A 25,834-nucleotide genomic window follows, 5' to 3' on the forward strand; every position below is an offset into this window, starting at 1 on the left:
TGACCACTGACTTGACTGTTCGAATGACCTTGTGGGAGCGGGCTTGCTCGCGAAAGCGCTGTGTCAGCTACATGAATACTGACTGACACGATGCCTTCGCGAGCAAGCCCGCTCCCACAGGGATCAGTGGTGTTTAGTGAGGCGTTGAACGAGCTTCATCACTACCACAAAGAACAACGGCACGAAAATCAACGGATGACCACTGACGTGACTGTTCGATGACCTTGTGGGAGCGGGCTTGCTCGCGAAAGCGGTGTGTCAGCTACATCAATACTGACTGATACGATGCCTTCGCGAGCAAGCCCGCTCCCACAGGGATCAGTGGTGTTTAGTGAGGCGTTGTACGAGCTTCATCACTACCACAAAGAACAACGGCACGAAGATCACCGCCAGCGTCGCCGTGATCATCCCGCCGATCACTCCGGTGCCGATCGCCTGCTGGCTTGCCGAACTGGCGCCAGTGGCGATGGCCAACGGCACCACGCCGAGGATGAACGCCAGCGAAGTCATGACGATCGGCCGCAGACGCAGGCGCGCGGCTTGCAACGTCGCGTCGATCAGGTCGTGACCTTCGTCGTACAGGCTCTTGGCGAACTCGATGATCAGGATCGCGTTCTTCGCCGACAGACCAATGATGGTAATCAGCCCGACCTTGAAGAACACATCGTTGGGCATGCCGCGCAAGGTCACCGCCAGTACTGCGCCGAGCACACCCAGCGGCACCACCAGCAGCACCGAAGTCGGAATCGACCAGCTCTCGTACAGCGCCGCCAGGCACAGGAACACGATCAGCAACGACAGACCGAGCAGGATCGGCGCCTGACTGCCGGACAAGCGTTCCTGCAACGACAGCCCGGTCCATTCCTGACCCAGACCTTTCGGCCCTTGGGCGACCAGCCGTTCGATCTCCGCCATGGCCTCGCCGGTGCTGTGCCCGGGCGATGGCTCGCCGGAAATCGCAATCGCCGGGTAGCCGTTATAGCGGGTCAATTGCGCCGGGCCTTGGGTCCATTTCGCCTGGACGAACGCCGACAGCGGCACCATGTGCCCGGCGTTGTTGCGCACGTGCATTTTCAGCAGATCATCAACCTGACTGCGCTGATCGCCTTCGGCCTGGACCACCACCCGCTGCATGCGTCCCTGATTGGGGAAATCATTGATGTAGGAGGAACCCACGGCGGTAGACAACACGCTGCCGATGTCGGCGAACGACACGCCCAATGCATTGGCCTGTTTGCGGTCCACTTCCAGCTGTACCTGCGGTGCTTCGGCCAGCGCGCTTTCGCGCACGTTCATCAGCACCGGGCTTTTTTCTGCGGCGGCGAGCAGTTCAGTGCGCGCCTGCATCAATGTCGCGTGACCGAGACCGCCGCGATCCTGCAGACGGAATTCGAAGCCGCTCGACGTGCCGAGGCCGTCAACCGGCGGCGGCAACACAGCGAACGCGATGGCATCCTTGATCTGGCTCAGGGCGATATTGGCGCGATCGGCAATCGACGTAGCCGAATCGTCGCTGCCGCGCTCCGACCAGTCCTTGAGGGTGGTAAACGCCAGCGCCGCATTCTGCCCGCTGCCGGAGAAGCTGAAGCCGAGAATCACCGTGCTGTCGCCAACCCCCGGTTCACTGGCGTTGTGCGCTTCGATCTGCTCGACCACCTGCACCGTACGGTTCTTGCTTGCACCCGGCGGCAGCTGGATATCGGTGATGGTGTACCCCTGATCCTCAACCGGCAGGAACGAGGAGGGCAGACGCGCAAAGCACAACCCCATGCCGATCAGCAGCACGCCGTAGATCAGCAGATAACGCCCGCTGCGCTTCAGCGCGTAGCCGACCCAGCCTTGATAGCGATCGGTCAGTTGCTCGAAGCGGCGGTTGAACCAGCCGAAGAATCCGCTCTTCTCATGATGCTCGCCCTTGGCGATCGGCTTGAGCAGCGTGGCGCACAGTGCAGGCGTCAGCGTCAGGGCCAGAAACGCCGAGAACAGAATCGATGTCGCCATCGACAGCGAGAACTGCCGGTAAATCACCCCCACCGAACCCTGCATGAACGCCATCGGGATGAACACCGCCACCAGCACCAGGGTAATGCCGATGATCGCCCCGGTAATCTGCTTCATCGCCTTGCGCGTCGCTTCTTTCGGCGACAGGCCTTCAGTGGCCATGATGCGCTCGACGTTTTCCACCACGACAATAGCATCGTCCACCAGAATGCCGATCGCCAGGACCATGCCGAACATGGTCAGCACGTTGATCGAGAAACCCAGCGCGAGCATGGTGGCGAAGGTGCCCATCAGGGCCACCGGCACCACCAGCGTCGGGATCAGCGTGTAGCGGATGTTCTGCAGGAACAGGAACATCACCGCAAACACCAGCAGCATCGCTTCGCCCAAGGTGTAAACCACTTTGGTGATCGAGACTTTGACGAACGGCGAGGTGTCGTACGGAATCTTGTATTCGACGCCCGCGGGGAAGTAGCGCGACAGTTCGTCCATCTTCGCCCGGATCAATGTGGCGGTCGCCAGCGCATTGGCCCCAGGCGCCAACTGCACGCCGACGGCGGTGGACGGCTTGCCGTTGAGGCGCGTGCCGAACTGGTATTCCTGACTGCCGACCTCGACCCGCGCCACATCGCCAATGCGCACGGTGGAGCCGTCGGGATTGGCCTTGAGCACGATGTCGGCGAACTCTTCCGGCGTCGACAACTGCCCCTTGACCAGAATGGTCGCGGTGATTTCCTGCGAGGATGGGTTGGGCAAGTCGCCAATACTGCCCGCCGACACCTGGGCGTTTTGCGCGACGATGGCGGCGTTGACGTCAGCCGGGGTCAGGTTGAAACCGATCAGCTTCTGCGGATCGATCCAGATCCGCATCGCCCGTTCGGCGCCATACAACTGTGCTTTGCCGACGCCGTCGATGCGTTTGATCTCGTTCATCACATTGCGCGCCAGATAATCACTGAGCGCTACGTCATCGAGCTTGCCGTCGCTGGAGGTCAGGGTGATCAGCAACAGGAAGCCTGCGGAAACTTTCTCCACCTGCAAGCCTTGCTGGTTCACCGCTTGCGGCAGGCGCGACTCGACCACTTTGAGGCGGTTCTGCACATCCACCTGAGCCAGTTCCGGGTTAGTGCCCGGCTGGAACGTCGCTTTAATCGTCGCGCTGCCGAGGCTGCTCTGCGATTCGAAGTACAGCAGGTGATCGGCGCCGTTGAGTTCTTCTTCGATCAGGCTGACCACGCTTTCATCGACGGTCTGCGCCGAGGCGCCAGGGTACACCGCGTAGATTTCGATCTGTGGCGGCGCGACATCGGGGTACTGCGCCACCGGCAATTGCGGAATGGCCAGCGCACCGGCTAACAGGATGAACAGGGCGACAACCCAGGCGAACACCGGGCGATCGATAAAGAACTGCGGCATATGAAAGCGTCCTGCTTACTGACCAGAGGTCTGGGCAAGTGGAAGAGGGGTGTCGTCGATCTGCACTTTTTCGCCTGGACGGGCGTGTTGCAGGCCTTCGATGACAATGCGGTCGCCGGGCTTGAGGCCGCCGGTGACGATCCAGCGGTCGTTCTGCACCGCGCCCAGTTGCACCGGCTGCTGGGCGACGCGCATCTGCTCGTCGACAGTCAGCACCTGGGCGATACCCGCGCTGTCACGCTGCACCGCACGTTGCGGCACGGTAATGCCGTTCTGTACGGTGGCTTGTTGCAGACGTACACGGATGAAGCTGCCCGGCAGCAGGTCGAGATCGGGATTCGGGAACTCGCTGCGCAGAATGATCTGGCCGGTGCCCGGATCGACGCTGATGTCGCTGAACAGCAATTTGCCCGGCAACGGATAGAGGCTGCCATCATCCTGAATCAGCGTGGCCTTGACCTGATCCTGACCGACTGCCTGCAACTGCCCGGAACGGAACGCGCGACGCAGTTCGTTGAGTTCACGGGTCGACTGAGTAAGGTCGGCGTAGATCGGGTTGAGCTGCTGAATCAGCGCCAGCGGCGTGGTTTCGTTCTGCCCGACCAGCGCACCTTCAGTGACCAATGCACGGCCGACCCGCCCGGAAATCGGCGCGGTGACGGTGGCGTAGCCGAGGTTCAGCTTCGCGCGTTCCACTGCAGCTTTATTGGCCGCCACATCGGCGGCGGTTTGCCGGGCATTGGCGCGGGCGTTGTCGTAATCCTGAGCGCTGATGGCCTTGTCGTCGATCAACTGCGCGTAGCGTTGTTCCTGCAGCCTGGCCTGGAAGGCATTGGCCTCGGCCTTGCGCAGCGCGGCTTCGGCGCTATCGAGATCAGCCTTGAACGGTGCCGGGTCGATGCGAAACAGCACGTCACCCTTTTTCACGTCGCTGCCTTCACGGAAGGTCCGTTGCAACACCACCCCGGCCACTCGGGCACGCACTTCAGCGATGCGCGGGGCGGCGATACGCCCGCTCAGTTCGCTGCTGATCGACAGGGGGCGGGCCTCGATGGTCTCGATGCGCACGGTAGCTGGCGGCGCTTCTTCTTCGGCCTTCGAGGACGAATCACAGGCGCTCAGCAACAGCGCAGCGGCGATCAGGCCGAGCCCGGCCAGAAGATTTTTTGACATGTACCACCCCCAATATTGAAGCCCGCATCCTAAGGCCAGACGCCGAGGGTAGCGGTGAAGCTTTGTAGGCGCTGTGTGAAATTGTGTAAGGGTTTTACTCAGGGACGGGCGAGGGCGTATATCCTTTACGCCTTGAAATTTATTGCGACAGATAAACCGCCATCGCGAGCAGGCTCACTCCTACATTGGAACTGTGTCAGACACGAACCTTGTAGGAGTGAGCCTGCTCGCGATGAGGCCCAAACAGTCGCCACAGCACTTTCCTGGAACACCCCATGCCCAACATCCTCCTGGTCGAAGACGACACCGCCCTCGCCGAACTGATTTCCAGCTACCTGGAGCGCAACGGCTATTCCGTGAGCGTGATCGGCCGTGGTGATCACGTGCGCGAGCGGGCACGGATCAATCCGCCGGATCTGGTGATCCTCGACCTGATGCTGCCCGGCCTTGACGGCTTGCAAGTCTGCCGCTTGCTGCGGGCCGATTCGGCGACGCTGCCGATCCTGATGTTGACCGCTCGCGACGACAGTCACGATCAGGTGCTGGGCCTGGAAATGGGCGCCGACGATTACGTCACCAAACCGTGCGAGCCACGGGTTTTGCTGGCCCGGGTGCGTACTTTGCTGCGGCGCAGCAGCCTCGGTGAACCGATGACGGTCAATGATCGCATCGTCATGGGCAATCTGTGCATTGACCTGTCCGAGCGCACCGTGACCTGGCGCGAGCAACCGGTGGAACTGTCCAGCGGCGAATACAATTTGCTGGTGGTGCTGGCCCGGCATGCCGGGGAAGTGCTGAGCCGCGATCAAATCCTGCAACGCCTGCGCGGCATCGAGTTCAACGGCACCGACCGCTCGGTAGACGTGGCGATTTCCAAGCTGCGGCGCAAGTTCGACGACCACGCCGGCGAGGCGCGCAAGATCAAGACGGTTTGGGGCAAGGGCTACCTGTTCAGCCGCTCCGAGTGGGAATGCTGAGCTGATGTTCAGAATCCTGTTTCGCCTGTATCTGGTGACGATCGTCTCCTACAGCGCGGCGATCTATCTGGTGCCGGATCTGGTGATCATGGCGTTCCGCGAGCGCTTCATCACCTACAACCTCGACTACTCGCGCGGCCTGCAATCGCTGATCACCCGGCAGTTTCACGCGGTGCCACAGGATCAGTGGCCAGCCTTGGCGCAGTCGATGGACAAAGACTTCCAGCCGCTGCACATCGCTCTGGCGCGCATCGACGACGCCGGGTTCACCGCCGCAGAGCAGGTGCGTTTGCGCGCCGGGGAAAACGTGGTGCGTATCGGCGATTGGGGATGGCGCACCTTGGCGGTCACGCCGCTGAACGATGACGTCGCCGTGCAAATGGTGGTGCCGCCGGATCCGCTGGACGTCAATCTGTTGTACTGGAGCATCAACGTGCTGATCGGCGCGAGCATGCTCGCCTGCCTGCTGCTGTGGATTCGCCCGCACTGGCGCGATCTGGAACGCCTCAAGGGTGCTGCCGAACGCTTCGGCAAGGGCCACCTGAACGAGCGCACGCAGATCCCCGCCAGTTCCAACATCGGCAGCCTGGCCAACGTGTTCGACACCATGGCCGGCGACATCGAAAATCTGCTCAACCAGCAGCGCGACCTGCTGAATGCGGTGTCCCACGAATTGCGCACGCCGCTGACCCGTCTGGACTTCGGTCTGGCCCTGGCGCTGTCCGATGATTTGCCGGCGACCAGTCGCGAGCGCCTGCAAGGATTGGTCGCACACATTCGGGAACTGGATGAGCTGGTGCTGGAACTGCTGTCCTACAGCCGCCTGCAGAACCCGGCGCAGTTGCCGGAACAGGTCGAGGTTTCGCTGGACGAGTTTATCGACAGCATTCTGGGAAGTGTCGATGAAGAACTGGACTCGCCGGACATCGTCATCGATGTGCTGCTGCACGGTCAGCTCGAACGTTTCACGCTGGATCCGCGCCTGACCGCCCGAGCGATCCAGAACCTGCTGCGCAATGCCATGCGCTATTGCGAAAAACGCATTCAGATTGGCGTGCAGGTCAGCCCCGATGGTTGCGAGATCTGGGTCGACGACGATGGCATTGGCATCCCGGATGATGAGCGTGAGCGGATTTTCGAACCGTTTTATCGACTTGATCGCAGTCGTGATCGGGCTACCGGCGGCTTTGGTCTGGGCTTGGCCATCAGCCGTCGGGCGCTGGAGGCGCAGGGCGGGACCTTGACGGTTGAAAGTTCGCCGCTGGGTGGGGCGCGGTTCAGGTTGTGGTTGCCTGACATGACTTGACCCGAAACCCGTGGGAGCGGGCTTGCTCGCGAAGGCGGAGTGTCAGTCGACATAAATTAATCTGACACACCGCCTTCGCGAGCAAGCCCGCTCCCACAGGGGGTTTGTGTTGCTCAGATCAGTTGGTTCGACTGAATCAAGCCAACCCCGGCCGTCTGCATCCGCTCCATCGCCGCTGCCAGTGACCCATCCCTGTCAATGGCACGACAGGCGTCCAGCACCACGAACGCGTTGAACCCCGCCGCCCGGGCATCCAGCGCGGAAAACATCACACAGAAATCCAGCGCCAGACCGACCATGTACACCGTGTCGATACCGCGTTCTTTCAGGTATCCGGCCAGACCGGTGGTGGTGCACCGGTCCGCCTCGAGAAACGCCGAATAGCTGTCGATGTCCGGATTACAGCCCTTGCGGATGATCAGTTGCGCGTGCGGCAGGTTCAGCTCGGGGTGAAACTCGGCGCCGGCAGTGCCTTGCACACAATGCTCCGGCCAGAGTACCTGCTCGCCGTAGGGCAACTGAATTACCTCGTAAGGCTGGTGTCCGGGGTGGCTTGAGGCAAAGGACGCGTGGCCGCTCGGGTGCCAGTCCTGGGCAATCACCACCTGTTTGAACAGGCCACCGAGGCGATTGATCAGCGGCACGATCTGATCGCCTTCGGGCACGGCCAACTGGCCGCCGGGGATGAAGTCGTTCTGCACGTCAATGACCAGCAGGGCGGTGCGGGGTGAAATCTGCATCGGGGCTTCCTCCTTGGATAATCACCCGCTCAGCATAGTGGAGCGGCACTCACGCGCCCAGCTTGTCGACCAGGTGTTTTGCCAGGTCTTCCAGCGCCGGCGCCGGGTTGTGCCCGATCAACATCCACGCATGCTCACCTTCGGTCCAGTACACCACGTTCATCTCATGTCGGCGTTCGTGCGCCAAAGGCTGGCTGCCACTGTTGGAGCGAGTCACGCACAAGGCCAGCGGCCCGTGTTTCGCATCGAGATAGGTCAGTTGCGCAATCGGCACACCGTCGTACTCGAGCATTTGTGCACGTTTGAGTTCGGCGCCCGGTAACCTCACCAGTGCCGGCGACAGACTCAGCCCCAATCGTGCATCCACCGCACGCAGTTGCGCGCGCTGGCTGGCTTCGTCACTGGGCAGGTGATCGAGGGTTTGCGGCACATACAGCGCCATATAGTCGCCCACCAAGACGCGCCAGTTATGCGCTTGCTGTGACTGCCAGGCGAGAAACAGGCGATCGGCCAATACGCCGCCCGCCAGCAGACTCGCGGCGGCCGCACCGATGAACCAGCGTCGACTCAGGCCCGGCCGCTGAGGGGCGGGGATGGCATCGAGGCGCGCCTGCAAACGTTCCAGCGGTGCCTGTAGCGCCAGTTCGTCATAGGCATCCTTGTACGGCAGGCTGCTGCGTTCGAACCATTGCACGCGCAGGCTGAGCAACGGATCGTCGGCAATCGCGCTGTCGAGCTGGCTGCGATAGGCGGGGTCCAGCTCGTCATCGAGGTAGGCCACCAGTTGTTCGTCGGAGGGCTTGTTCATGGGCGGTCACCTCCGGTGGTTTTCGGCACGGCTTGCAGGGGCGGGTATTCAGCCAGTTTCAGGCGCGCGGTGGCCAGACGGCTCATCACCGTGCCGATCGGCACTTGCAGGATCTCGGCGACTTCGCGGTAGGACAGGCCTTCGACATAAGCCAGATACACGGTTTCGCGCTGGGTTTCCGGCAACGCATCGACCCGGCGAATTACTTGCGCCGCCATCACGTGCGTCTGCGCGGCGTATTCGCCATCGAAGGCCAGTTGCCCGTCGGCATCGACCTGACCGGCGCCCTGACGCACCCGGCGGGCGCGCACTTCGTTGAGCCAGATCGAATGCAGGATGCTCAGCAACCAGCGATCCATTCGCGTGCCGGCCACATATTGGCCGGCACGCTCCAGCGCCCGCACGCACGTGGCCTGCACCAGATCCTCGGCCACGTGCCGATTGCGCGACAGCAGCAGGCCGTAGCGCCAAAGTCGCGCCAGATGCTGTCCGAGTTCCGCTCTGAATGCCTGATCGCTGACGATGATGGCGTTCCTTTATCTGTTTCAGGTTTTCGATGAATCGTTGATGGCTTCAGCCAGGTCCTGGTATTCCTCGCAGGCGGTGCCGCAAATCGATTTGATCTGCTGCAATTGCTCCTGCGCCAGGTCGACGCGGCCTTTGATCACATAGGCTTCGCCGAGGTATTCACGCACTTGCGCGTACTGCGGATCGAGTTTCACCGATTGCAGGTAATAGCCGATGCCTTCATCGGTACGCCCCAGTTTTCGCGTGGCGTAACCGCGATAGTTGAGGGCTTTGGCGGTGTTCGGTTGTTGCAGGGTGTCGAGCAGGGCCAGGGCCTCTTCGTAGCGACCGTCCTTGGCCAATCGGTAGGCATAGTCGGTGCGATCGGCATCCCGTACGGCGCTGCTGGTCTGCAGCACGCATTTCTGTGATTTGCTGTCCCAGACCTGGCCTTTGGGGCAGTTGGGCTTCTGCACGGGCGCGCTTTCATCACCGTTGGCAAACGCCATCGATGCGGACAACACGGTGACCAGCAGCAACAGGGCGGCGAACATAACGGAACGGATAGTCATGGGCAAGGCTCCACAGAGGGTTATGTTTCACTTTGAACACCACAGCCCGGCATTTTATTCATTGCTTTGTCAGGCTCTGTTCAAGGTACGCGCAAATCGCGGCGTTATGCTCGGCTACGCCTGCCGTCCATCCAGCGCTTTGCCATGCCCGGGCGCTGACACACGAGGAACTGCCATGAAAGATCAGGTCCATCATTCCGCTGCTGCCGGCTACAAGACTGCCGCTGACACCTACATCAAGGGCCGCCCGGACTATCCGCCGCAGGTCAGTCAGTGGCTGACCCAGACGTTGGGTCTGGACAATCACAAGACTGTCATCGATCTGGGCGCCGGCACCGGCAAGTTCACCGGCCGGCTGGCGGCCACCGACGCGCAGGTGATCGCCGTGGAACCGGTGGCGCAGATGCTGGAAAAACTTTCCGCTGCCTGGCCGCAGGTGTTGGCGGTGAGCGGTACCGCGACCGATCTGCCACTGCCTGACGCGTCGGTGGATGCAGTGGTCTGCGCGCAGGCGTTCCATTGGTTCGCCACCCCGCAAGCCCTGACGGAAATCGCCCGCGTGCTCAAGCCTGGCGGCAGACTCGGGCTGATCTGGAACCTGCGCGATACGCAGGTCAGCTGGGTGCCGAAACTCGACGCTATCGTGAATGCGCTGGAGGGGGACACGCCGCGTTACTACACCGGCCAATGGCGTCAGGCGTTTCCGCATCCGGCGTTCGGGCCGTTGCAGTTGCAGCAGTTTCATCATGGGCACACCGGCTCGCCCGAGGACGTGATCTTCAATCGGGTGCGCTCCACCAGTTTCATTGCGGCCTTGCCGCAGGCGCAGCGCGACAAGGTTGATGAGCAGATTCGCGCGTTGATTGCCTCGGAGCCGGTGTTGCGTGGGCGGCATGTGCTGACGGTGCCTTATGAGACGGCGGCGTATGTGGCGGTGAAGGGCGGTTAGATTTTTTGCTGCACATTCAAAACCCTGTAGGAGCTGCCGAAGGCTCGGGCCGCGATCGGACGATCTTTTGATCTTGAAAGTCAAAGGATCGCAGTCTGCGGCAGCTCCTACAGGGATCAAGGCGCGGCAAAAATCTCTTTGTGGAAGTCAGTCCCGCATTTGGCCGAACCGCCATCGTGATGCCTTGTTATAGTTCGGGCCTCATTTTCAGCCCGGTAAAGGATCACTGCCATGACTCAATACACCGCCTTCAGCGTCGAACTGGCCGACAACATCGCGCATGTGCAGATCAATCGCCCGGAAAAGATCAACTCGATGAACGCCGCGTTCTGGAGCGAGATCGTCGAGATTTTCCAGTGGATCGATGACACCGACGAAGTGCGGGTGGTGGTACTGAGTGGCAACGGCAAACACTTTTCCTCGGGTATCGACCTGATGATGCTCGCCGGCGTCGCCAATGAACTGGGCAAGGACGTCGGCCGTAATGCGCGCCTGCTGCGGCGCAAGATCCTCACCCTGCAAGCCTCGTTCAGTGCTGTCGACAACTGCCGCAAACCGGTGCTCGCGGCAATTCAAGGTTATTGCCTCGGTGGCGCCATCGACCTGATCGCTGCCTGCGATATGCGCTACGCCGCCGAAGACGCGCAGTTCTCGATCAAGGAAATCGATATCGGCATGGCTGCCGATGTTGGCACTTTGCAACGGTTGCCACGGATCATCGGGGACGGCATGCTGCGTGAACTGGCTTACACCGGCCGCACCTTCGGCGCTGAAGAAGCGCGCAGCATCGGCTTGGTCAATCGCGTGTATGGCGACAAGGAGCTGCTGCTCGACGGCGTCATGGACATTGCCCGTGACATCGCCAGCAAATCGCCAATTGCCGTGACCGGCACCAAGGAAATGATCAGCTACATGCGCGACCATCGCATCGATGACGGCCTCGAATACGTTGCCACCTGGAACGCCGCCATGTTGCAATCCACCGACTTGCGCGTGGCCATGGCCGCCCATATGAGTAAACAGAAACCCGAATTTCTGGATTGAGAAACCATGACAGCTCGCTGGACCACTGCAGTACTGGACACCGATCAACCCGGCGGCTGGGCCGTGGCGCGCAGCCCCGAAGGCTTTCTGTTCGATGACAACGGCGCGCTGTTCCCGCGGGAATGGCTCAAGCGTCAGGAGTTGTCGATTCTCACCGAACACGGCATCGGCCATCTCGATGGCGAGCCGGTGTATCTGCTGGAATTGCACAGCTCCAGCGACGTGCCGGGCTGCAACTGGAAAGGTCTGCGGGCGTTCATGCTCGATGGCGATCACACCGTTTACAAAGTGCTGGGTTATGCCGCGCAGATCGGTACCTGGGCCCGCGAGCATCGCTTTTGCGGCAACTGTGGGCAGGCGATGACGCAGGTGCCGCGTGAGCGGGCGATGTATTGCCAGCCGTGCGACCTGCGCAGTTATCCGCGCATTTCACCGAGCATGATCGTGCTGATCACCCGCGGAGACGAGATTTTGTTGGCGCGCTCACCGCGTTTCGTCACCGGGGTCTACAGCACGCTGGCCGGGTTCGCCGAGCCGGGCGAGTCGGCGGAGGATTGCCTGATTCGCGAAGTACGCGAGGAAGTCAGCATCGAAGTGAAGAACATCCAGTACATGGGCAGCCAGTGCTGGCCGTTCCCGCATTCGATGATGCTCGGCTTCCATGCCGAATATGCCGGGGGCGAGATCGTCTGTCAGGAGGACGAGATCGAGGACGCCCAGTGGTTCAACGTGCACGATCTGCCGCCGTTGCCGGCGTCAAAATCGATTGCCCGTTACCTGATCGACGTCTACGTGGCCCGCCGCTTAGGCCACGCTGAACCAGTGTTGCCAGGCTAGGCGCACGGTCAAACCCAATACCACGGTGATGAACACCGGACGAATGAACTTGGCGCCGCCGCTGATCGCGGTGCGCGCCCCGAAGAACGCGCCGACCATCACCGACAGGCCCATGCTCAGGCCGATGATCCAGTCCACTTGCCCGGAAAACACGAACACCGACAGCGCCGCGATGTTGCTGACGAAGTTCATGCTGCGCGCCACACCGCTGGCCTTGACCAGGTCGATCGGGTAGAGCAGCAGGCTGCTGACCGTCCAGAACGCACCCGTGCCAGGGCCGGCCACGCCGTCGTAGAAACCGAGGCTGAAGCCTTGGGTCGATTGCCATTTCTTCTTGATCGGCGCGTCGCTGTCCAGCGGCGCTTTTGGCGTGCCGCCGAACAACAGATACAGGCCACAGGCGAAGACGATCACCGGCAGCATCTTGTTCAGCCATTCCGCCGGCAGGTAGTGCGCGACAACGGCACCGGTGAGCGCACCGACCAGGGTGCCGACGATCGCGTGCATCCACTGCCGGGGGTGGAACAGTTTGCGTCGGTAGAAGGTGAAACTGGCGGTGGCCGAGCCGAACGTCGAACTCAGTTTGTTGGTGCCCAGCACCAGGTGCGGTGGCAGGCCGGCAGTGAGCAGCGCCGGGGTGGTCAACAGACCGCCGCCGCCAGCAATGGCGTCGATGAAACCGGCAATGAAAGCGACAAGGGCCAGAACGGCCAGGGTGGTGAGGTCAACGCTGAGTTCGAAAGGCATGGAATCGGCTTATTCGGCAGGGCGCAGAAGGGCTGCGGGAGGTCGGTCATGTTACCTGTATCCGGCTTTTGCGGCGACCCGTCGGACGCCTTCGCGAGCAAGCCCGCTCCCACATTCTGGAATGCATTCAACCTGTGGGAGCGGGCTTGCTCGCGAAGAGGTCGGCTCAGGCACCGCCTATTCAACTGTTGCCCACCCAACACCTCGACAACAAATCACCCTCCAACAATGCAACTCCATCAGCCTCAAGCCCAATAAAACCGGCCCTCTGGACGCTGGCACGCTTGCTGCTCTGTCCCATTGACCTTCCCAATGTCCCGAGGACACGCCAATGAGCAAGCAAGCCGTGAAATTCGCCTACTGGGTGCCGAACGTCAGTGGCGGCCTGGTGGTCAGCAAGATCGAGCAGCGCACCGACTGGGGCATCGACTACAACCGCAAACTGGCGCAACTCGCCGAAGCGGCGGGGTTCGAGTATGCCCTGACGCAGATCCGCTTTACCGCCGGTTACGGTGCCGAGTTCCAGCATGAGTCGGTGGCGTTCAGTCATGCGCTGCTGGCGGCTACCACCAGGCTCAAAGTCATCGCGGCGATTCTGCCGGGGCCTTGGCAACCGGCGCTGGCAGCCAAGCAGTTGGCGACCATCGATCAACTCACCAACGGCCGGATTGCGGTGAACATCGTCAGCGGTTGGTTCAAGGGCGAATTCCAGGCCATCGGCGAACATTGGCTGGAACACGACGAGCGCTACCGGCGTTCCGAAGAATTCATCCGCTCGCTGCGCGGGATCTGGAGCCAGGATAACTTCAGCTTTCGCGGTGACTTCTACCGCTTCGACCATTACACCCTCAAACCGAAACCGCTCGGGCGCCCGGAAATCTTTCAGGGCGGCAGTTCCCGTGCGGCACGAGACATGGCGGCGCGGGTCTCGGACTGGTATTTCACCAACGGCAACAGTGTCGAAGGGATCAAGGCGCAGGTCGATGACATCCGGGCCAAAGCGGCGGCCAACAAGCATTCGGTGAAGATCGGCGTCAACGCCTTTGTCATCGCTCGCGACACTGAAGAAGAAGCGCGTGCGGTACTGGCGCAGATCATCGACCAGGCTGACCCGGAAGCGGTTAACGCCTTTGGTGACGCAGCGAAGCAAGCGGGCAGGGCGTCGCCGGAAGGTGAGGGCAACTGGGCGAAATCGACGTTCGAGGATCTGGTGCAATACAACGATGGCTTCAAGACCAACCTGATCGGCACGCCACAGCAGATTGCCGAGCGGATTGTGGCGCTGAAAGCGGTGGGGGTGGATCTGGTGTTGGCGGGGTTTCTGCACTTTCAGGAGGAGGTGGAGTATTTCGGCAAGCATGTGCTGCCGCTGGTGCGCGAGCTAGAAGCCGAAAGGACTGCCGCAGTAGCCTGAACACCACAAAACCAATGTGGGAGCGAGCTTGCTCGCGAAAGCGGTTTGTCAGTTACATGAATATTGACTGACACGACGCCTTCGCGAGCAAGCTCGCTCCCACATTTTCGATCTATGTGAACTCAGAGACCGAGATCGGAGAGCCCCGGATGATCATCCGGACGCCGACCCAGCGGCCAATGGAACTTGCGCTCGCTTTCCTTGATCGGCATGTCGTTGATGCAGGCATAGCGCTGGAACATCAGCCCGTGCTCATCAAACTCCCAGTTTTCGTTGCCGTAGGAGCGGAACCAGTTGCCCGAATCGTCGCGCCATTCATAGGCATAGCGCACGGCAATCCGCGTGTCCGAATACGCCCAGAGTTCCTTGATCAGGCGGTAGTCGAGTTCCTTGGCCCATTTACGGGTCAGGAAGGCCTTGGCTTCTTCGCGGTTGTTGGCGAACTCGGCGCGGTTGCGCCATTTTGTGTCGAGGGTGTAGGCCAGCGACACCTTCTCGGGATCGCGGGAGTTCCAGCCATCTTCGGCCAGACGTACTTTTTCGATAGCCGATTCACGGTTGAACGGCGGTAAAGGCGGACGCACTTGGGCAGCAGTCGACATTTTCAGTCTCCCGATCTAATTAACGATTAAACAACGGTTGAGGCTTATTTAAGGCGTTACAGGTCCAATAACTTACGCGCCATGCATTGCGCATTATCAGCGGCACTGTGATCACCCATCACAAGCGCTACGGTAATGGCGCCGTCAATCAGGATCAGCAATTGTCTGGCCAGACGTTGCGGATCTTCGACGCCATGTTCGGTACACAGCTCGCACAGGTAGTCGAGCAGCTTCTGTTTGTGGTCTTTGGCGACCTGGCGCACCGGGTCTTCGGGATCACCGGTCTCGCCACTGGTATTGATGAAGGCACAGCCACGGAAACCTTCCGAAGCGAACCAGCTTTTGAGCACGGTAAACAGGTTGAGCAGGCGGTCGGCCGGGGTTTCGGCCTGATCGACAGCACTTCTGTACCAATGCATCCAGCGCACATCGCGGCGTTGCAGGGCAGCGACGGTCAGCTCCTCCTTGTTGGCGAAGTAGCGGTAGATGCTTTTTCTGGAGACGCCGGCGGTTTTCACCAGTAGATCCATGCCGGTGGCCGCGATGCCACTTTTGTAGATCAACTTTTCGGTGACATCCAGAATGATGTCGCGGGTCGAGGTGTCAGTGATTTCGTTCATGTGGCGAACAGTAGAACGATCGTTCTCCTTGGTCAAGCAGTTATTTTTGTGTCTGCCATACCGCTTTCGCGAGCAGGCTCGCTCCCACATTTGAAATGCGATCCATTGTGGGAGCGAGCCTGCTCGCGAAGGGGGCATTACAGACAGTAACAAGACCCGAACCGGTTGATGGTGTAAGCTCTCGGGTTCTTCGGATTCGACCCATTGCGAGCCCTATGCCGTTGCTTTTCAAACGCTCTTTGCTGCCCAAACTGCGCAGCTTTCCGCTGACTGCCGAGGCCGTGACCATTCTGTCCGGCGCCGCCGAGTTCCGTCGTTGCCTGCTGGAGAAAATCGCCGAGGCGACCCGGCGCATCTACATCGTTGCGCTGTATCTGCAGCACGACGAGGCCGGTCAGGAAATCCTCGATGCCTTGCACGCCGCCAAGCTCAAGCGCCCGGAGCTGGAGATCGTCGTGGTGGTTGACTGGCTGCGCGCCCAGCGCGGGTTGATCGGTGCCGGCAAACAGCCGGGCAACTCGGCGTGGTACCAGGAAATGACCCGCACCCATCAGAGCGAAGTGCCGGTCTACGGCGTGCCGGTACAGACCCGCGAACTGTTCGGCGTCCTGCATCTGAAAGGCTTCGTGATCGACGATTGCGTGGTTTACAGCGGTGCAAGCCTGAACAACGTCTACCTGCACAAGTTCGACAAGTACCGTTTCGACCGCTACCACGTGCTGCACAGCCGCGAACTGGCGGATTCAATGCATCACCTGGTCAAGCACGGCCTGATCGAATCCAAGGCTGTGCATCGCCTCGACCTGCCGAACCTGCCGACTACCCGCAGCCTGCGCAACGACATCGGCGACCTGCGCAGCCGTCTCAAATATGCGGCGTACGACACCAGCGCCGGCAGCACCGCGCATACCGGCCTGTCGGTAAGTCCGCTGCTGGGCGTGGGCAAGAACAACCCGTTGAACCGGGTGATTGTCGAGCTGATCGCCAGTGCACAACAGCAGCTGACCATCTGCACGCCGTACTTCAACCTGCCGCTGCCGATCATCCGCGAGGTTAACCGTGCGCTGGCCCGTGGGGTGAAGATCGACATCGTGGTCGGCGACAAGACGGCCAACGATTTCTACATTCCGCCGAGCGAGCCGTTCAAGGTGATTGCGGCGCTGCCGTATCTGTACGAAATCAGCCTGCGGCGTTTTGCCAAGCGGCATCAGCGCAACATCGACAGCGGCCAGTTGAACTTGCATCTGTGGCGGGATGGCGACAACAGCTATCACCTCAAGGGCATGTGGGTCGACCAGCGCTATACGCTGCTGACCGGCAACAACCTCAATCCACGGGCGTTTCGTCTGGACCTGGAAAACGCTCTTTTGATCGATGATCCGCAAGGCGAGTGGCTTGAGCCACGGGCGAAGGAGCAGCAAGAGATCTTCCGCAACACCACGCGGATTGCCAGTTTCCAGAACCTGGAAACCTTGCCGGAGTACCCGGCAGGGGTGGCGAAGTTTCTCAAGCGCGTGAGTCGGGTGCGGATTGAGCGGTTGCTCTACCGGATTTTGTAAGGCTCAAGTCATTGGGTGCGCTGCCACCGCTTTCGCGAGCAAGCCCGCTCCCACATTGGATTTGTGTCGACCACACGGTTTGTGCTCAACACACTCCCCCTGTGGGAGCGGGCTTGCTCGCGAAGGGGCCGGATCAGGCGCTACAAAAACTCAGTTCAGACCCAGCTTGCCACGCAATGTGGACAGGTCTTCCGCCAAGGTATTGACCGGCCCGACCAGTGCTTTGCGGTCGTTATCCTTCACTTTGTCATAAGTCTCGAAACCACCGTCCTTGGTCTTGTACTTGGCAAGGATCTTGTCCACGGTTGCGAAGTTCTTGTCGACTTTGGCAACAAACGCCTTGTCCTGTTTTTCGATCTGCGGACGGAACAGGTCGACGATTTTCTTCGCGCCGTCGATGTTGCCCTGGAAGTCATACAGGTCGGTGTGACTATAACGGTCTTCTTCACCGGAGATCTTGGTCGCGGCGACTTCTTCCAGCAGCGCGGCCGCACCACCGACGACTTTCTCCGGCGGGAAGGTCAGGCCAGCGACGCGGGTTTGCAGGTCTTTCACATCGCTGTCGAGCTTGTCCGCCAGAGCGGTCAGGCCTTCAGTGGTTTTCTCCGAGAACAGCGAATATTCAATGCGGTGAAAACCGGTGAAGTCTTCAGCCTTCACGCCTTTTTCGTGGTCGTCGACGCGCGAGTCGATGGACGCATCAAGGTCACTGAACAGCTCGGCAATCGGCTCGATCGACTCGTAGTAGACGCGGGTCGGCGCGTAGAGCTTTTGCGCGGTGGCCAGATCACCTTTCTTCACCGCATCGGTGAATTGTTTAGTGTGGCTGCCCAGTTCATCCAGTTGCTCGGTGACGTAGATCTTGTAGTCCGAGACCGGGCCGACCAGATCCAGTGGCGCCGTCGCGGCGAACGCCGAAAGTGGGCTGTTGAGCAAACCGAGGGTCAGCAGTAACGCGAGTGGCGACTTTTTCATGGAGCGGCTCCGATGGTTTTTATGGTTAGGCAGCTGTTTTGGGTTGGGTGGCGTTGAGCAGCGAGCGACCGATGAAATCCTTGTCGCCGGTGACACCCGGAAGGGTGAAGAAGTAACCGCCGCCGACCGGTTTGAGGTATTCCTCAAGCGGCTCGCCGTTGAGCCGGGTCTGCACGGTGATGAAGCCTTTTTCCAGATCGGCCTGGTAGCAGATGAACAGCAGGCCCATGTCGAGCTGGCCGTTCTTGTTCACGCCGTTGGAGTAGTTGAACGGCCGGCGCAGGATCAGGTTGGCCTGGCTCGCGGCGGTGCGCGGGTTGGCCAGGCGAATGTGTGCGTCGAGCTTGGTCAGTTTGCCTTCCGGGTCTTTGCTGTAATCCGGGACTTCGGTCTCATGCTGCGCGCCCATCGGTGCGCCAGTGGTCTTGACCCTGCCGATGATGCTTTCCTGTTCCTGCAACGGCGTACGATCCCAGCGCTCGACAAAATTGCGGATGATCCGCACCGCTTGATAGCTGCCGTGGGCCGCCCACGCCGGCTCATCGCTGCCCGGTTGCACCCAGACAATCTTGTCCATCGCCTTGGCGTCGTTGGAGTCGGGGTTGGCCGAGCCGTCGCGGAAACCGAGAAAGTTACGCGCCGATTGCGCCGGCACACCCGGTTTGGCCGGGGCTTGTGGCGGCACGCTGCCTTCCTGTTTCCAGCGCACCAGCAGCAGGTCCGGCAGGTTCTTGACGATGTCGCGCAAGGCGTGAATGTTGGTGTCGGCAGTGTTCGAGCAGAACTGCAGGCTCAAGTCGCCGTGGCAGCAATCGGCCTCCAGCGCATCGTTGGGGAAGCCGACCATGCGTTGCAGGCGCTTCGGTTTGGCGGCGGCCAGGCCGAAACGCTCGTCGAACAGCGATTCGCCTACCGAGACGGTGATGGTCAGGTTGTCCGGGGTCACCACCGGGCCGAGAATGCCGGAATCCGGCGGCGGCAGTTTCGGGTCGATCTGCGCCACCGGGCCGCCCTTCATCAGGAACGCGATGCGCTCGTTGAGGGTACGGAACAGCCGCTCAAGGTCTTCGCGATCGCTAGCCAGTACGTCGAACGACACGAACATGCCGGCCGCCGGCCGCGGGGTGACGATCCCGGTCTGGTGCACGCCGTGGAAATCGTGGCGGTCTTCGGTCTTGTCGCTGCTCGGCGCTTCGGTGACTTGCGCCGGCGCTGCAGCCATGGCCGGGCAGCTCAGGGCCGAACCGGCCAGGGCGACGCCGGCGACACCCATGCCCATCAGCAGGCGGCGACGTTGCAGGTCGAGGTTTTGCAATTCTTTCATCGGTATTCGTCTTCTGCTTAGAGGCCGGAAAGGCCGAGGGCGGGATCGATGCCATCCAGAGCGTCAGCCAGGGCCTGAGCCTTGTCGGCGATCTGTTTGCGTTGTTCGCCACTGACCATGTCGTAAGTGGCGTAGCCGTCCTTGACCTTGAAGCTGTTCAGTACGCTGTCGAAATCGCTCAGCGCCGCGTCGATTTTCGGCAGCAGATCCGGCGCTGACTTGGTCAGCATCGGCCGCAGCAGCTCGACCACTTTGTGTGCGGTTTCCAGGTTGCTGGCGAAGCCATTGAGGTCGGCGTGGCTGTAGCGTTCCTCTTCGCCGCTGGCGGCGCGCACGTCGGCTAGGGTGTTGAGGTTGCGCACCACGATGCTCACCAGTTGCTCCGGTGGCAGCGATTGGGCCAGCAGTTGCTGTTTTAGGGTGGTGACGTCGGCCAGCAGGCGCTCGGCGACCGGGTTCAAGCCGTCGAGGCTGCGTTGCTGGAACAGTGCATATTCGACGCGGTGGAAGCCGACGAAGGCCGGATCCTGTTCGCGTTTTTCGAAGTAATCGGCGCGGGCATTGATGCTGTTGTCCAGTTCGGCCAGCCGTTGCGCGGCAGGTGCCAGACGCTGGTAAGCGGCACGCGCCGGCAGGTACAGCGCCTGTGCCTGGGCCAGGTCGCCACCGGCAATCGCCTGATTCAGCGCGGTCACGGCTTTGATCATCGCGCTGCCCTGCGTCGCCAGATACACGCGAAACTCCGACAGCGGCCCGACGAAAGCGACCATCGACGGCTTGGCCTTGGCGGCAGCATCGGAAGCCGCAGTCGGCGTTACGTGCAGTACGCCACGTGGATTGCTCAGCAGACCGCAAGTGATCGCATAGTCGCCGGGTTGCAGGTTGGCGTTGATCACCTGGCTCAGGCCCGGCGCGATGTTTTCGCGCTCTTCGATCACCAGCACGCCGTCGAGGATTTCCCATTCCACCGCCCGGTCGGAGCGGTTGACGATGCGGAAACTGGCGCGGCCAGCGGGAACCGTCAACTCGTTCGGATCACAGCTGTGGGCGTTGATGTTGACCACCACTTCATCATGGTTGTGCTGACGCTTGGCCGCGGCCATTTTCGAGGCGTAGTAGAACAGGCCACCGGCGGCGATCATCACGACCACCGAACCGGCCACCGCCCAGCGCAAGGCGCGGGGAGGCGAGGCCTGAGGAGTATTAGGCTTTGACATGGAGGCCCTTATTGGCTGGAAACGGAAGACGATTTGCCGGCGGCGTCAGCGCTGGAGGCCGGCGCGGCGGGGTAGAAAAACATCACCAGCGCCAGCACCAGATAGATCAGGTACGCACCGAGAGTGCTGACGGTCGGCGCATCCTGATACCCGAACATGCCGGCCAGCACCGAACCCAGCGGGCCGTCCATCGGCAGCGTCGCGCTGAAGTCGAACAGCACGGTTTGCAGGTGATTCCACACGCCGGCTTCATGCAGCGCCTGCACCGAATTGGCGAGGATCCCGGCGGCGACTACCAGAATGAACAACCCGGTCCACTTGAAGAACGCCGACAGGTTCAGGCGCATGCTGCCGCTGTAGATCAGGAAGCCGACGACAATCGCCAGCACCAGGCCGAGCAGGGCACCGATCGGCGCGCCCGGACCTTCGCTCTGCTGGAACACGGCGAGCAGGAAGAACACGGTTTCCAGGCCTTCGCGAGCCACGGCGAAGAACACCATGGCGATCAGCGCGATCACTTGATGCTTTGACGAGGTCAGGGCGTGATCGAGCGAGGCTTGCAACGAATACTTAATCGAGCGCGCAACCTTGCGCATCCAGAACACCATCGAGCTGAGAATGCCCACCGCGACCAGACCGACAATGCCTTCAAACAACTCCTGCTGTTTCTGTGGGAATTCGGCGCTGACCAGTTCCAGGCCACCGCCGACCAGCAGCGCCAGAGCGGCGGCGAGGAAGACGCCGATCCACACTGCCGGCATCCACTGGCCACGACCGGTCTGTTGCAGGTAGCTGGCGATGATGCCAACGATCAGCGCGGCTTCAATGCCTTCGCGCAGCATGATCAGAAAGGGAACGAGCATTCAGGCAACCACGAGTGATTTAGATAGGTGGCTAAGTTGTAACATAATGACACTCATTCCCAAATGGGGATGGTTGACATTTACCTGAACGCCAGCTGAACGGCACCTATCTTGGCTTTGCTCAGATCCAATTGTGGGAGCGGGCTTGCTCGCGAAGGCGGCGCGTCAGTCGATAAGGATGTTGCTGACACATCGCCTTCGCGAGCAAGCCCGCTCCCACAGGGGATTCGTGCTGAATTCGCATCCTGCGTTAAGATGCCGGTCACTCGAAAACAACAAGGTCTGCCTCGCTCCATGTCGGAAAAAGACACCATCGCCGTTCAACTGGTGCGTGAAGCGCTGCTGCAAAGTTGTGCCCCGGGCGTGGCCACGGATGAAGTCCTGAACAAGATCGGGATTGCTCCGGCGCTGCTGCACAGCGAGCAAGGTCGGGTGCCTGCCTCGCAATACGCCAGACTCTGGCGCTTGCTGGCCCGGCGCGGCGATGACGAGTTCTTCGGCATGGATCCGCGCAAACTCAAGTCCGGCAGTCTTGAGTTCCTTTGCCGCAGCGCCATGGCGCAACCGACGCTGGCCGCCGGCCTGGGCATGGGCCTGAATTTCCTCTCCTTGATGCTGGAAAAAATGCCCGCGCAATTGGCGCATCAGCAGAGCCTGGCGGAAATCGTCCTGCTCGAAGACGATCCCGAGCCGCGTCGGGCGTTTACCTATTTCACCTACTGGATGATCGTCCACGGCGTGGCCTGCTGGCTGGCGGGGCGGCGGATTCCGATTCTGGCGATCGAGCTGCGCTGCGCCGAGCCGGATTTCTGCGACGACTACCGGGTAATGTTCTCGGAAAACCTGCGCTTCGACCGTCCGCGCACGCGGATGATCTTTGCTGCTGACTGCCTCGACCTGCCGATCAAGCGTACGGCCGAAGAACTGAAACGCTTTCTGGCCCATGCGCCGGCGAACATTCTGGTGAAATACCGCGACCCCGAAAGCCTCGCCAGCCGAATCAAGCAGGATCTGCGGCAGCTACCCGCCGAACAGTGGCCGGAGACTGAGGCGCTGGCGCAACAACTGTGCATGTCCGCCTCGACCCTGCGCCGGCGACTGTCCGAGGAGGGGCAGACCTATCAGGGGCTCAAGGACAGCGTGCGCAAGGAACTGGCAATTACCTGGCTGGCCGAACCGTCGATCAGCTTCGTCGAAATCGCGACGCGGCTGGGGTTTGCCGATGCGAGTTCGTTCTACAAGGCTTTTCGCAAGTGGTCCGGGTCGAATCCGGGGCATTACCGCACGTTGATCCTCAACGAAGCCGTCTGATCCGGATTGTCAGTCGCCTGATCGGGCCTCTTCGGGAGCAAGCCCCCTCCCACATTTGAAATGCATTCTTCCTGTGATTGCAGCCTGCCTGGATTGCTCAGGTGGCCATCATTTTGAAATGCATTGTTCCTGTGATGTGCAGCCTGCCTGGCTTGCCCAGGTGGCCTTCCATTTGAAATGCATTCCTTCTGTGATTGCAGCCTCCCTTGCTTTTGTGGCTGATCCCTCATTGTGAAATGCAATTCCCTGTGGGAGGGGGCTTGCTCCCGAAGGCGCCAGTCCAGGCGGCACATCTCTGGAATCTTGGCCAAACCAATCAGCCAGATTGACAGCTTTGACCATTGCCGCCTCCGCGCCGCAGCGCGACTATCCCTGTGTTGTTTACGGTTCCCAGCCTAATAAAAACACCGAGGGATTCTGGCAATGCGCGATTACTTGTCTGCCACCGAACAGTTCAACTATCAGCACACCGTGGACGCTGCGCTCAGCGGTACGCTGGAGGCGCTCAACGCCTGCGTCGAATGTTGCGACCGCCACGCATTGCCTGGGCGCATTGCGTTGTTCTGGGAGGGCCGCGACGGCGCGAGTGCCACGTACACCTTCAGCGAGCTGCAAGACCAAGCCGCGCGTTTCGCCAATTTCCTTCGCGAACAAGGCGTGCAGAAGGGCGACAAGGTCGCCGGCCTGCTGCCACGCAACATCGAATTGCTCATCACCGTGTTCGCCACCTGGCGCATCGGCGCGGTGTATCAGCCGCTGTTCACCGCGTTCGGCCCTAAGGCCATCGAGCATCGCCTGAACAGTTCCGGCGCCAAAGTGGTGGTCACCGATGCGGTCAACCGGCCGAAACTCGCTGAAGTCAGCGATTGCCCGACCATCGTCACCGTCGGCGGCGCCAAGGGCCAGGGCATCGTCCGTGGCGATTTCAGTTTCTGGGCCGAGCTGGCCAACTATTCCAATCTCTGCGAGCCGGTGCTGCTGAGCGGCGAAGACCCGTTCCTGCTGATGTTCACCTCGGGCACCACCGGCCCGTCGAAAGCACTGTCGGTGCCGCTCAAGGCCATCGTCGCGTTCCAGAGCTACACCCGCGACGCGGTGGATCTGCGTCCCGAAGATTCGTTCTGGAACGTCGCCGATCCGGGCTGGGCCTACGGCATCTATTTCGGCGTCACCGGCCCTATGTCGATGGGGCACCCGATCACCTTTTACGATGGCCCGTTCACCCTCGAAAGCACCTGCCGGGTGATCAACAAATACGCCATCACCAACCTCACAGGTTCGCCGACCGCGTACCGCTTGTTGATTGCCGGCGGCAACGAGTTCGCCAAGTCGATCAAGGGCAAGCTGCGCATCGTCAGCAGCGCTGGCGAGCCGCTGAACCCGGAAGTGATCCGCTGGTTCGCCGACAACCTCGGCGTAGTCATTCACGACCATTACGGCCAGACCGAACTGGGCATGGTCCTGTGCAACCACCACGGCCTGGAACACCCGATCCACCTCGGCGCCGCCGGTTTCGCCTCGCCGGGCCATCGCATCGTGGTGCTCGACGAGCACTACAACGAGCTCGGTGTCGGTCAGCCGGGCATTCTCGCCATCGACCGCACCCAGTCGCCGATGTGCTGGTTCGGCGGCTACGAGGGCGTGCCGACCAAAGCCTTCGTCGGCGATTACTACCTCAGCGGCGATACCGTGGAGTGGAACCCGGACGGCAGCATCAGCTTCGTTGGGCGCAGTGATGACGTGATCACCACCTCTGGCTACCGCGTCGGCCCGTTCGACGTCGAAAGCGCGCTGATCGAACACCCGGCGGTGGTCGAAGCCGCCGTGGTCGGCAAGCCGGATCCGGAGCGCACCGAACTGGTCAAGGCCTTCGTCGTGCTCAACCCGCAATACCGCGCCGAACCGGCGCTGGCCGAAGAGCTGCGGCAACACGTGCGCAAGCGTCTGGCCGCGCATTCGTACCCGCGGGAAATCGAATTTGTCAGCGAATTGCCGAAAACCCCAAGCGGCAAATTGCAGCGCTTTATCTTGCGCAACCAGGAAATCGCCAAGGCTCAAGAGGCTGCGGCGCATAACGTTTCAGCTTGAATCAGGAAGTCAGTCATGCAGATCGAGAACAAGGTTTTTATCGTCACCGGCGGCGCTTCCGGCTTGGGTGCCGCCACCGCTGAATTGCTGGTCAACGCCGGCGCCAAAGTGATGCTGGTGGACATGAATGCCGAAGCCGTTTCCGCTCAGGCCCAGCGTCTCGGCGCGCAAAGCGTCGTCGCCGATATCAGCAACGAAGCCGCTGCCGAAGCTGCGGTGCAGGCGACGCTCAAAGCCTTTGGCAGCCTCAACGGTCTGGTCAACTGCGCCGGTATCGTCCGTGGCGAAAAGATCCTCGGCAAGAACGGCCCGCATGCGCTGTCGAGTTTTGCCCAGGTGATCAACGTCAATCTGATCGGCAGCTTCAACATGTTGCGTCTGGCCGCGGCGGCCATCGCCGAGAGCGAAGCCAATGCCGATGGCGAGCGCGGGGTAATCATCAACACCGCCTCGGTCGCAGCGTTCGACGGCCAGATCGGTCAGGCCGCGTATTCCGCCTCCAAAGGCGCGATCGCCAGCCTGACCCTGCCGGCCGCCCGTGAACTGGCGCGTTTCGGCATCCGCGTGATGACCATCGCCCCGGGCATTTTCGAAACGCCGATGATGGCCGGCATGACTCCGGAAGTGCGCGAGTCGCTGGCCGCTGGCGTGCCGTTCCCGCCGCGTCTTGGCAAACCTGCCGAGTACGCCGCGCTGGTTCGGCATATCATCGAAAACAGCATGCTCAACGGTGAGGTGATCCGTCTCGACGGCGCCTTGCGCATGGCCGCCAAGTAAGGAGGAT

Annotated in this window: 23 protein-coding genes; 10 read left to right on the forward strand and 13 right to left on the reverse strand. The window is 61.1% G+C overall.

Features of this window, described 5'->3' with window-relative positions; all coding sequences use genetic code 11:
* Positions 1–318: 318 nt before the first annotated feature.
* Complete coding sequence (locus M0808_RS15455) at positions 319–3,417, reverse strand: efflux RND transporter permease subunit (protein ID WP_247841762.1); 3,099 nt, start codon at positions 3,415–3,417, stop codon at positions 319–321.
* Positions 3,418–3,432: 15 nt separating this feature from the next.
* A complete protein-coding gene (locus M0808_RS15460; protein WP_096797435.1) occupies positions 3,433–4,590 on the reverse strand; it encodes an efflux RND transporter periplasmic adaptor subunit in 1,158 nt (385 codons plus the stop codon).
* Between the two features lie 275 nt (positions 4,591–4,865).
* Here M0808_RS15460 and M0808_RS15465 point away from each other — a divergent pair, with 275 nt between their 5' ends.
* Both M0808_RS15465 and M0808_RS15470 read left to right on the forward strand, forming a co-directional pair.
* Positions 4,866–5,567: a response regulator transcription factor gene (locus tag M0808_RS15465; protein ID WP_003224662.1), complete on the forward strand. Its 702-nt coding sequence runs from the start codon at positions 4,866–4,868 to the stop codon at positions 5,565–5,567.
* A gap of 4 nt (positions 5,568–5,571) precedes the next feature.
* The gene (locus tag M0808_RS15470) at positions 5,572–6,873 is read left to right on the forward strand and encodes an ATP-binding protein (protein ID WP_247841763.1); all 1,302 of its coding nucleotides are present in this window, start codon (positions 5,572–5,574) and stop codon (positions 6,871–6,873) included.
* Between the two features lie 113 nt (positions 6,874–6,986).
* Here M0808_RS15470 and pncA read toward each other — a convergent pair whose 3' ends face one another.
* The 4 genes from pncA to M0808_RS15490 form a co-directional block, all read right to left on the reverse strand.
* Entirely contained in the window at positions 6,987–7,613 is a 627-nt protein-coding gene (gene pncA, locus M0808_RS15475; RefSeq protein WP_139054034.1) for a bifunctional nicotinamidase/pyrazinamidase, read from the reverse strand.
* Positions 7,614–7,662: 49 nt separating this feature from the next.
* A complete protein-coding gene (locus M0808_RS15480) occupies positions 7,663–8,421 on the reverse strand; it encodes a transcriptional regulator (protein ID WP_247841764.1) in 759 nt (252 codons plus the stop codon).
* Positions 8,418–8,876 carry a sigma-70 family RNA polymerase sigma factor gene (locus tag M0808_RS15485; RefSeq protein ID WP_230679381.1) on the reverse strand — a complete coding sequence of 153 codons (459 nt, stop codon included), beginning with the start codon at positions 8,874–8,876 and terminating at the stop codon, positions 8,418–8,420. Before M0808_RS15485 ends, M0808_RS15480 begins: the two co-directional genes overlap by 4 nt.
* A gap of 90 nt (positions 8,877–8,966) precedes the next feature.
* Positions 8,967–9,500 carry a tetratricopeptide repeat protein gene (locus M0808_RS15490; RefSeq protein WP_247841765.1) on the reverse strand — a complete coding sequence of 178 codons (534 nt, stop codon included), beginning with the start codon at positions 9,498–9,500 and terminating at the stop codon, positions 8,967–8,969.
* Positions 9,501–9,675: 175 nt separating this feature from the next.
* Here M0808_RS15490 and M0808_RS15495 point away from each other — a divergent pair, with 175 nt between their 5' ends.
* From M0808_RS15495 to nudC, 3 genes are all read left to right on the forward strand, one after another.
* Positions 9,676–10,449, forward strand: a complete 774-nt coding sequence (locus tag M0808_RS15495; RefSeq protein WP_247841766.1) for a class I SAM-dependent methyltransferase — start codon at positions 9,676–9,678, stop codon at positions 10,447–10,449.
* Between the two features lie 231 nt (positions 10,450–10,680).
* Positions 10,681–11,493: a crotonase/enoyl-CoA hydratase family protein gene (locus tag M0808_RS15500; protein ID WP_247841767.1), complete on the forward strand. Its 813-nt coding sequence runs from the start codon at positions 10,681–10,683 to the stop codon at positions 11,491–11,493.
* Between the two features lie 6 nt (positions 11,494–11,499).
* Positions 11,500–12,330 carry an NAD(+) diphosphatase gene (gene nudC / locus M0808_RS15505; protein WP_247841768.1) on the forward strand — a complete coding sequence of 277 codons (831 nt, stop codon included), beginning with the start codon at positions 11,500–11,502 and terminating at the stop codon, positions 12,328–12,330.
* Here nudC and M0808_RS15510 read toward each other — a convergent pair.
* On the reverse strand, positions 12,298–13,077 hold the full coding sequence (locus tag M0808_RS15510; RefSeq protein WP_007951261.1) for a TSUP family transporter: 780 nt from the start codon (positions 13,075–13,077) through the stop codon (positions 12,298–12,300). The two genes, nudC and M0808_RS15510, sit on opposite strands and share 33 nt — an antisense overlap.
* Before the next feature lie 331 nt (positions 13,078–13,408).
* Here M0808_RS15510 and sfnG point away from each other — a divergent pair, with 331 nt between their 5' ends.
* Positions 13,409–14,491, forward strand: coding sequence for a dimethylsulfone monooxygenase SfnG (gene sfnG / locus M0808_RS15515; protein WP_247841769.1), 1,083 nt, complete (start codon positions 13,409–13,411; stop codon positions 14,489–14,491).
* A 122-nt stretch (positions 14,492–14,613) separates the two neighbouring features.
* Here the strand turns inward: sfnG and M0808_RS15520 are convergent, their stop codons facing one another.
* Both M0808_RS15520 and M0808_RS15525 read right to left on the reverse strand, forming a co-directional pair.
* On the reverse strand, positions 14,614–15,093 hold the full coding sequence (locus tag M0808_RS15520) for a nuclear transport factor 2 family protein (protein ID WP_007963424.1): 480 nt from the start codon (positions 15,091–15,093) through the stop codon (positions 14,614–14,616).
* A 56-nt stretch (positions 15,094–15,149) separates the two neighbouring features.
* Positions 15,150–15,713 carry a TetR family transcriptional regulator gene (locus M0808_RS15525; RefSeq protein ID WP_096796073.1) on the reverse strand — a complete coding sequence of 188 codons (564 nt, stop codon included), beginning with the start codon at positions 15,711–15,713 and terminating at the stop codon, positions 15,150–15,152.
* 215 nt (positions 15,714–15,928) lie between these two features.
* Here M0808_RS15525 and pssA point away from each other — a divergent pair, with 215 nt between their 5' ends.
* Entirely contained in the window at positions 15,929–17,272 is a 1,344-nt protein-coding gene (gene pssA / locus M0808_RS15530) for a CDP-diacylglycerol--serine O-phosphatidyltransferase (protein ID WP_115989828.1), read from the forward strand.
* 150 nt (positions 17,273–17,422) lie between these two features.
* Here pssA and efeO (M0808_RS15535) read toward each other — a convergent pair whose 3' ends face one another.
* Genes efeO (M0808_RS15535) through efeU form a run of 4 tightly spaced genes read right to left on the reverse strand, consistent with a single transcriptional unit; the run spans position 17,423 to position 21,651 of the window.
* On the reverse strand, positions 17,423–18,247 hold the full coding sequence (gene efeO / locus M0808_RS15535; RefSeq protein ID WP_247841770.1) for an iron uptake system protein EfeO: 825 nt from the start codon (positions 18,245–18,247) through the stop codon (positions 17,423–17,425).
* A 25-nt stretch (positions 18,248–18,272) separates the two neighbouring features.
* A complete protein-coding gene (efeB, locus tag M0808_RS15540) occupies positions 18,273–19,571 on the reverse strand; it encodes an iron uptake transporter deferrochelatase/peroxidase subunit (protein WP_247841771.1) in 1,299 nt (432 codons plus the stop codon).
* A 17-nt stretch (positions 19,572–19,588) separates the two neighbouring features.
* On the reverse strand, positions 19,589–20,788 hold the full coding sequence (gene efeO / locus M0808_RS15545) for an iron uptake system protein EfeO (protein ID WP_247841772.1): 1,200 nt from the start codon (positions 20,786–20,788) through the stop codon (positions 19,589–19,591).
* Positions 20,789–20,796: 8 nt separating this feature from the next.
* Positions 20,797–21,651 (reverse strand): iron uptake transporter permease EfeU, encoded by an 855-nt coding sequence (efeU, locus tag M0808_RS15550; RefSeq protein WP_247841773.1) that lies wholly within the window; start codon positions 21,649–21,651, stop codon positions 20,797–20,799.
* Positions 21,652–21,945: 294 nt separating this feature from the next.
* Here efeU and M0808_RS15555 point away from each other — a divergent pair, with 294 nt between their 5' ends.
* The 3 genes from M0808_RS15555 (at position 21,946) to M0808_RS15565 (ending at position 25,827) form a co-directional block, all read left to right on the forward strand.
* Complete coding sequence (locus M0808_RS15555; RefSeq protein WP_247841774.1) at positions 21,946–22,962, forward strand: AraC family transcriptional regulator; 1,017 nt, start codon at positions 21,946–21,948, stop codon at positions 22,960–22,962.
* A 423-nt stretch (positions 22,963–23,385) separates the two neighbouring features.
* On the forward strand, positions 23,386–25,050 hold the full coding sequence (locus M0808_RS15560; protein ID WP_247841775.1) for an AMP-binding protein: 1,665 nt from the start codon (positions 23,386–23,388) through the stop codon (positions 25,048–25,050).
* A 15-nt stretch (positions 25,051–25,065) separates the two neighbouring features.
* Entirely contained in the window at positions 25,066–25,827 is a 762-nt protein-coding gene (locus M0808_RS15565; RefSeq protein WP_247841776.1) for an SDR family NAD(P)-dependent oxidoreductase, read from the forward strand.
* Positions 25,828–25,834: the final 7 nt, after the last annotated feature.

Source organism: Pseudomonas sp. MWU12-3103b (genome assembly GCF_023100615.1).
Lineage (GTDB): Bacteria > Pseudomonadota > Gammaproteobacteria > Pseudomonadales > Pseudomonadaceae > Aquipseudomonas > Aquipseudomonas putida_A.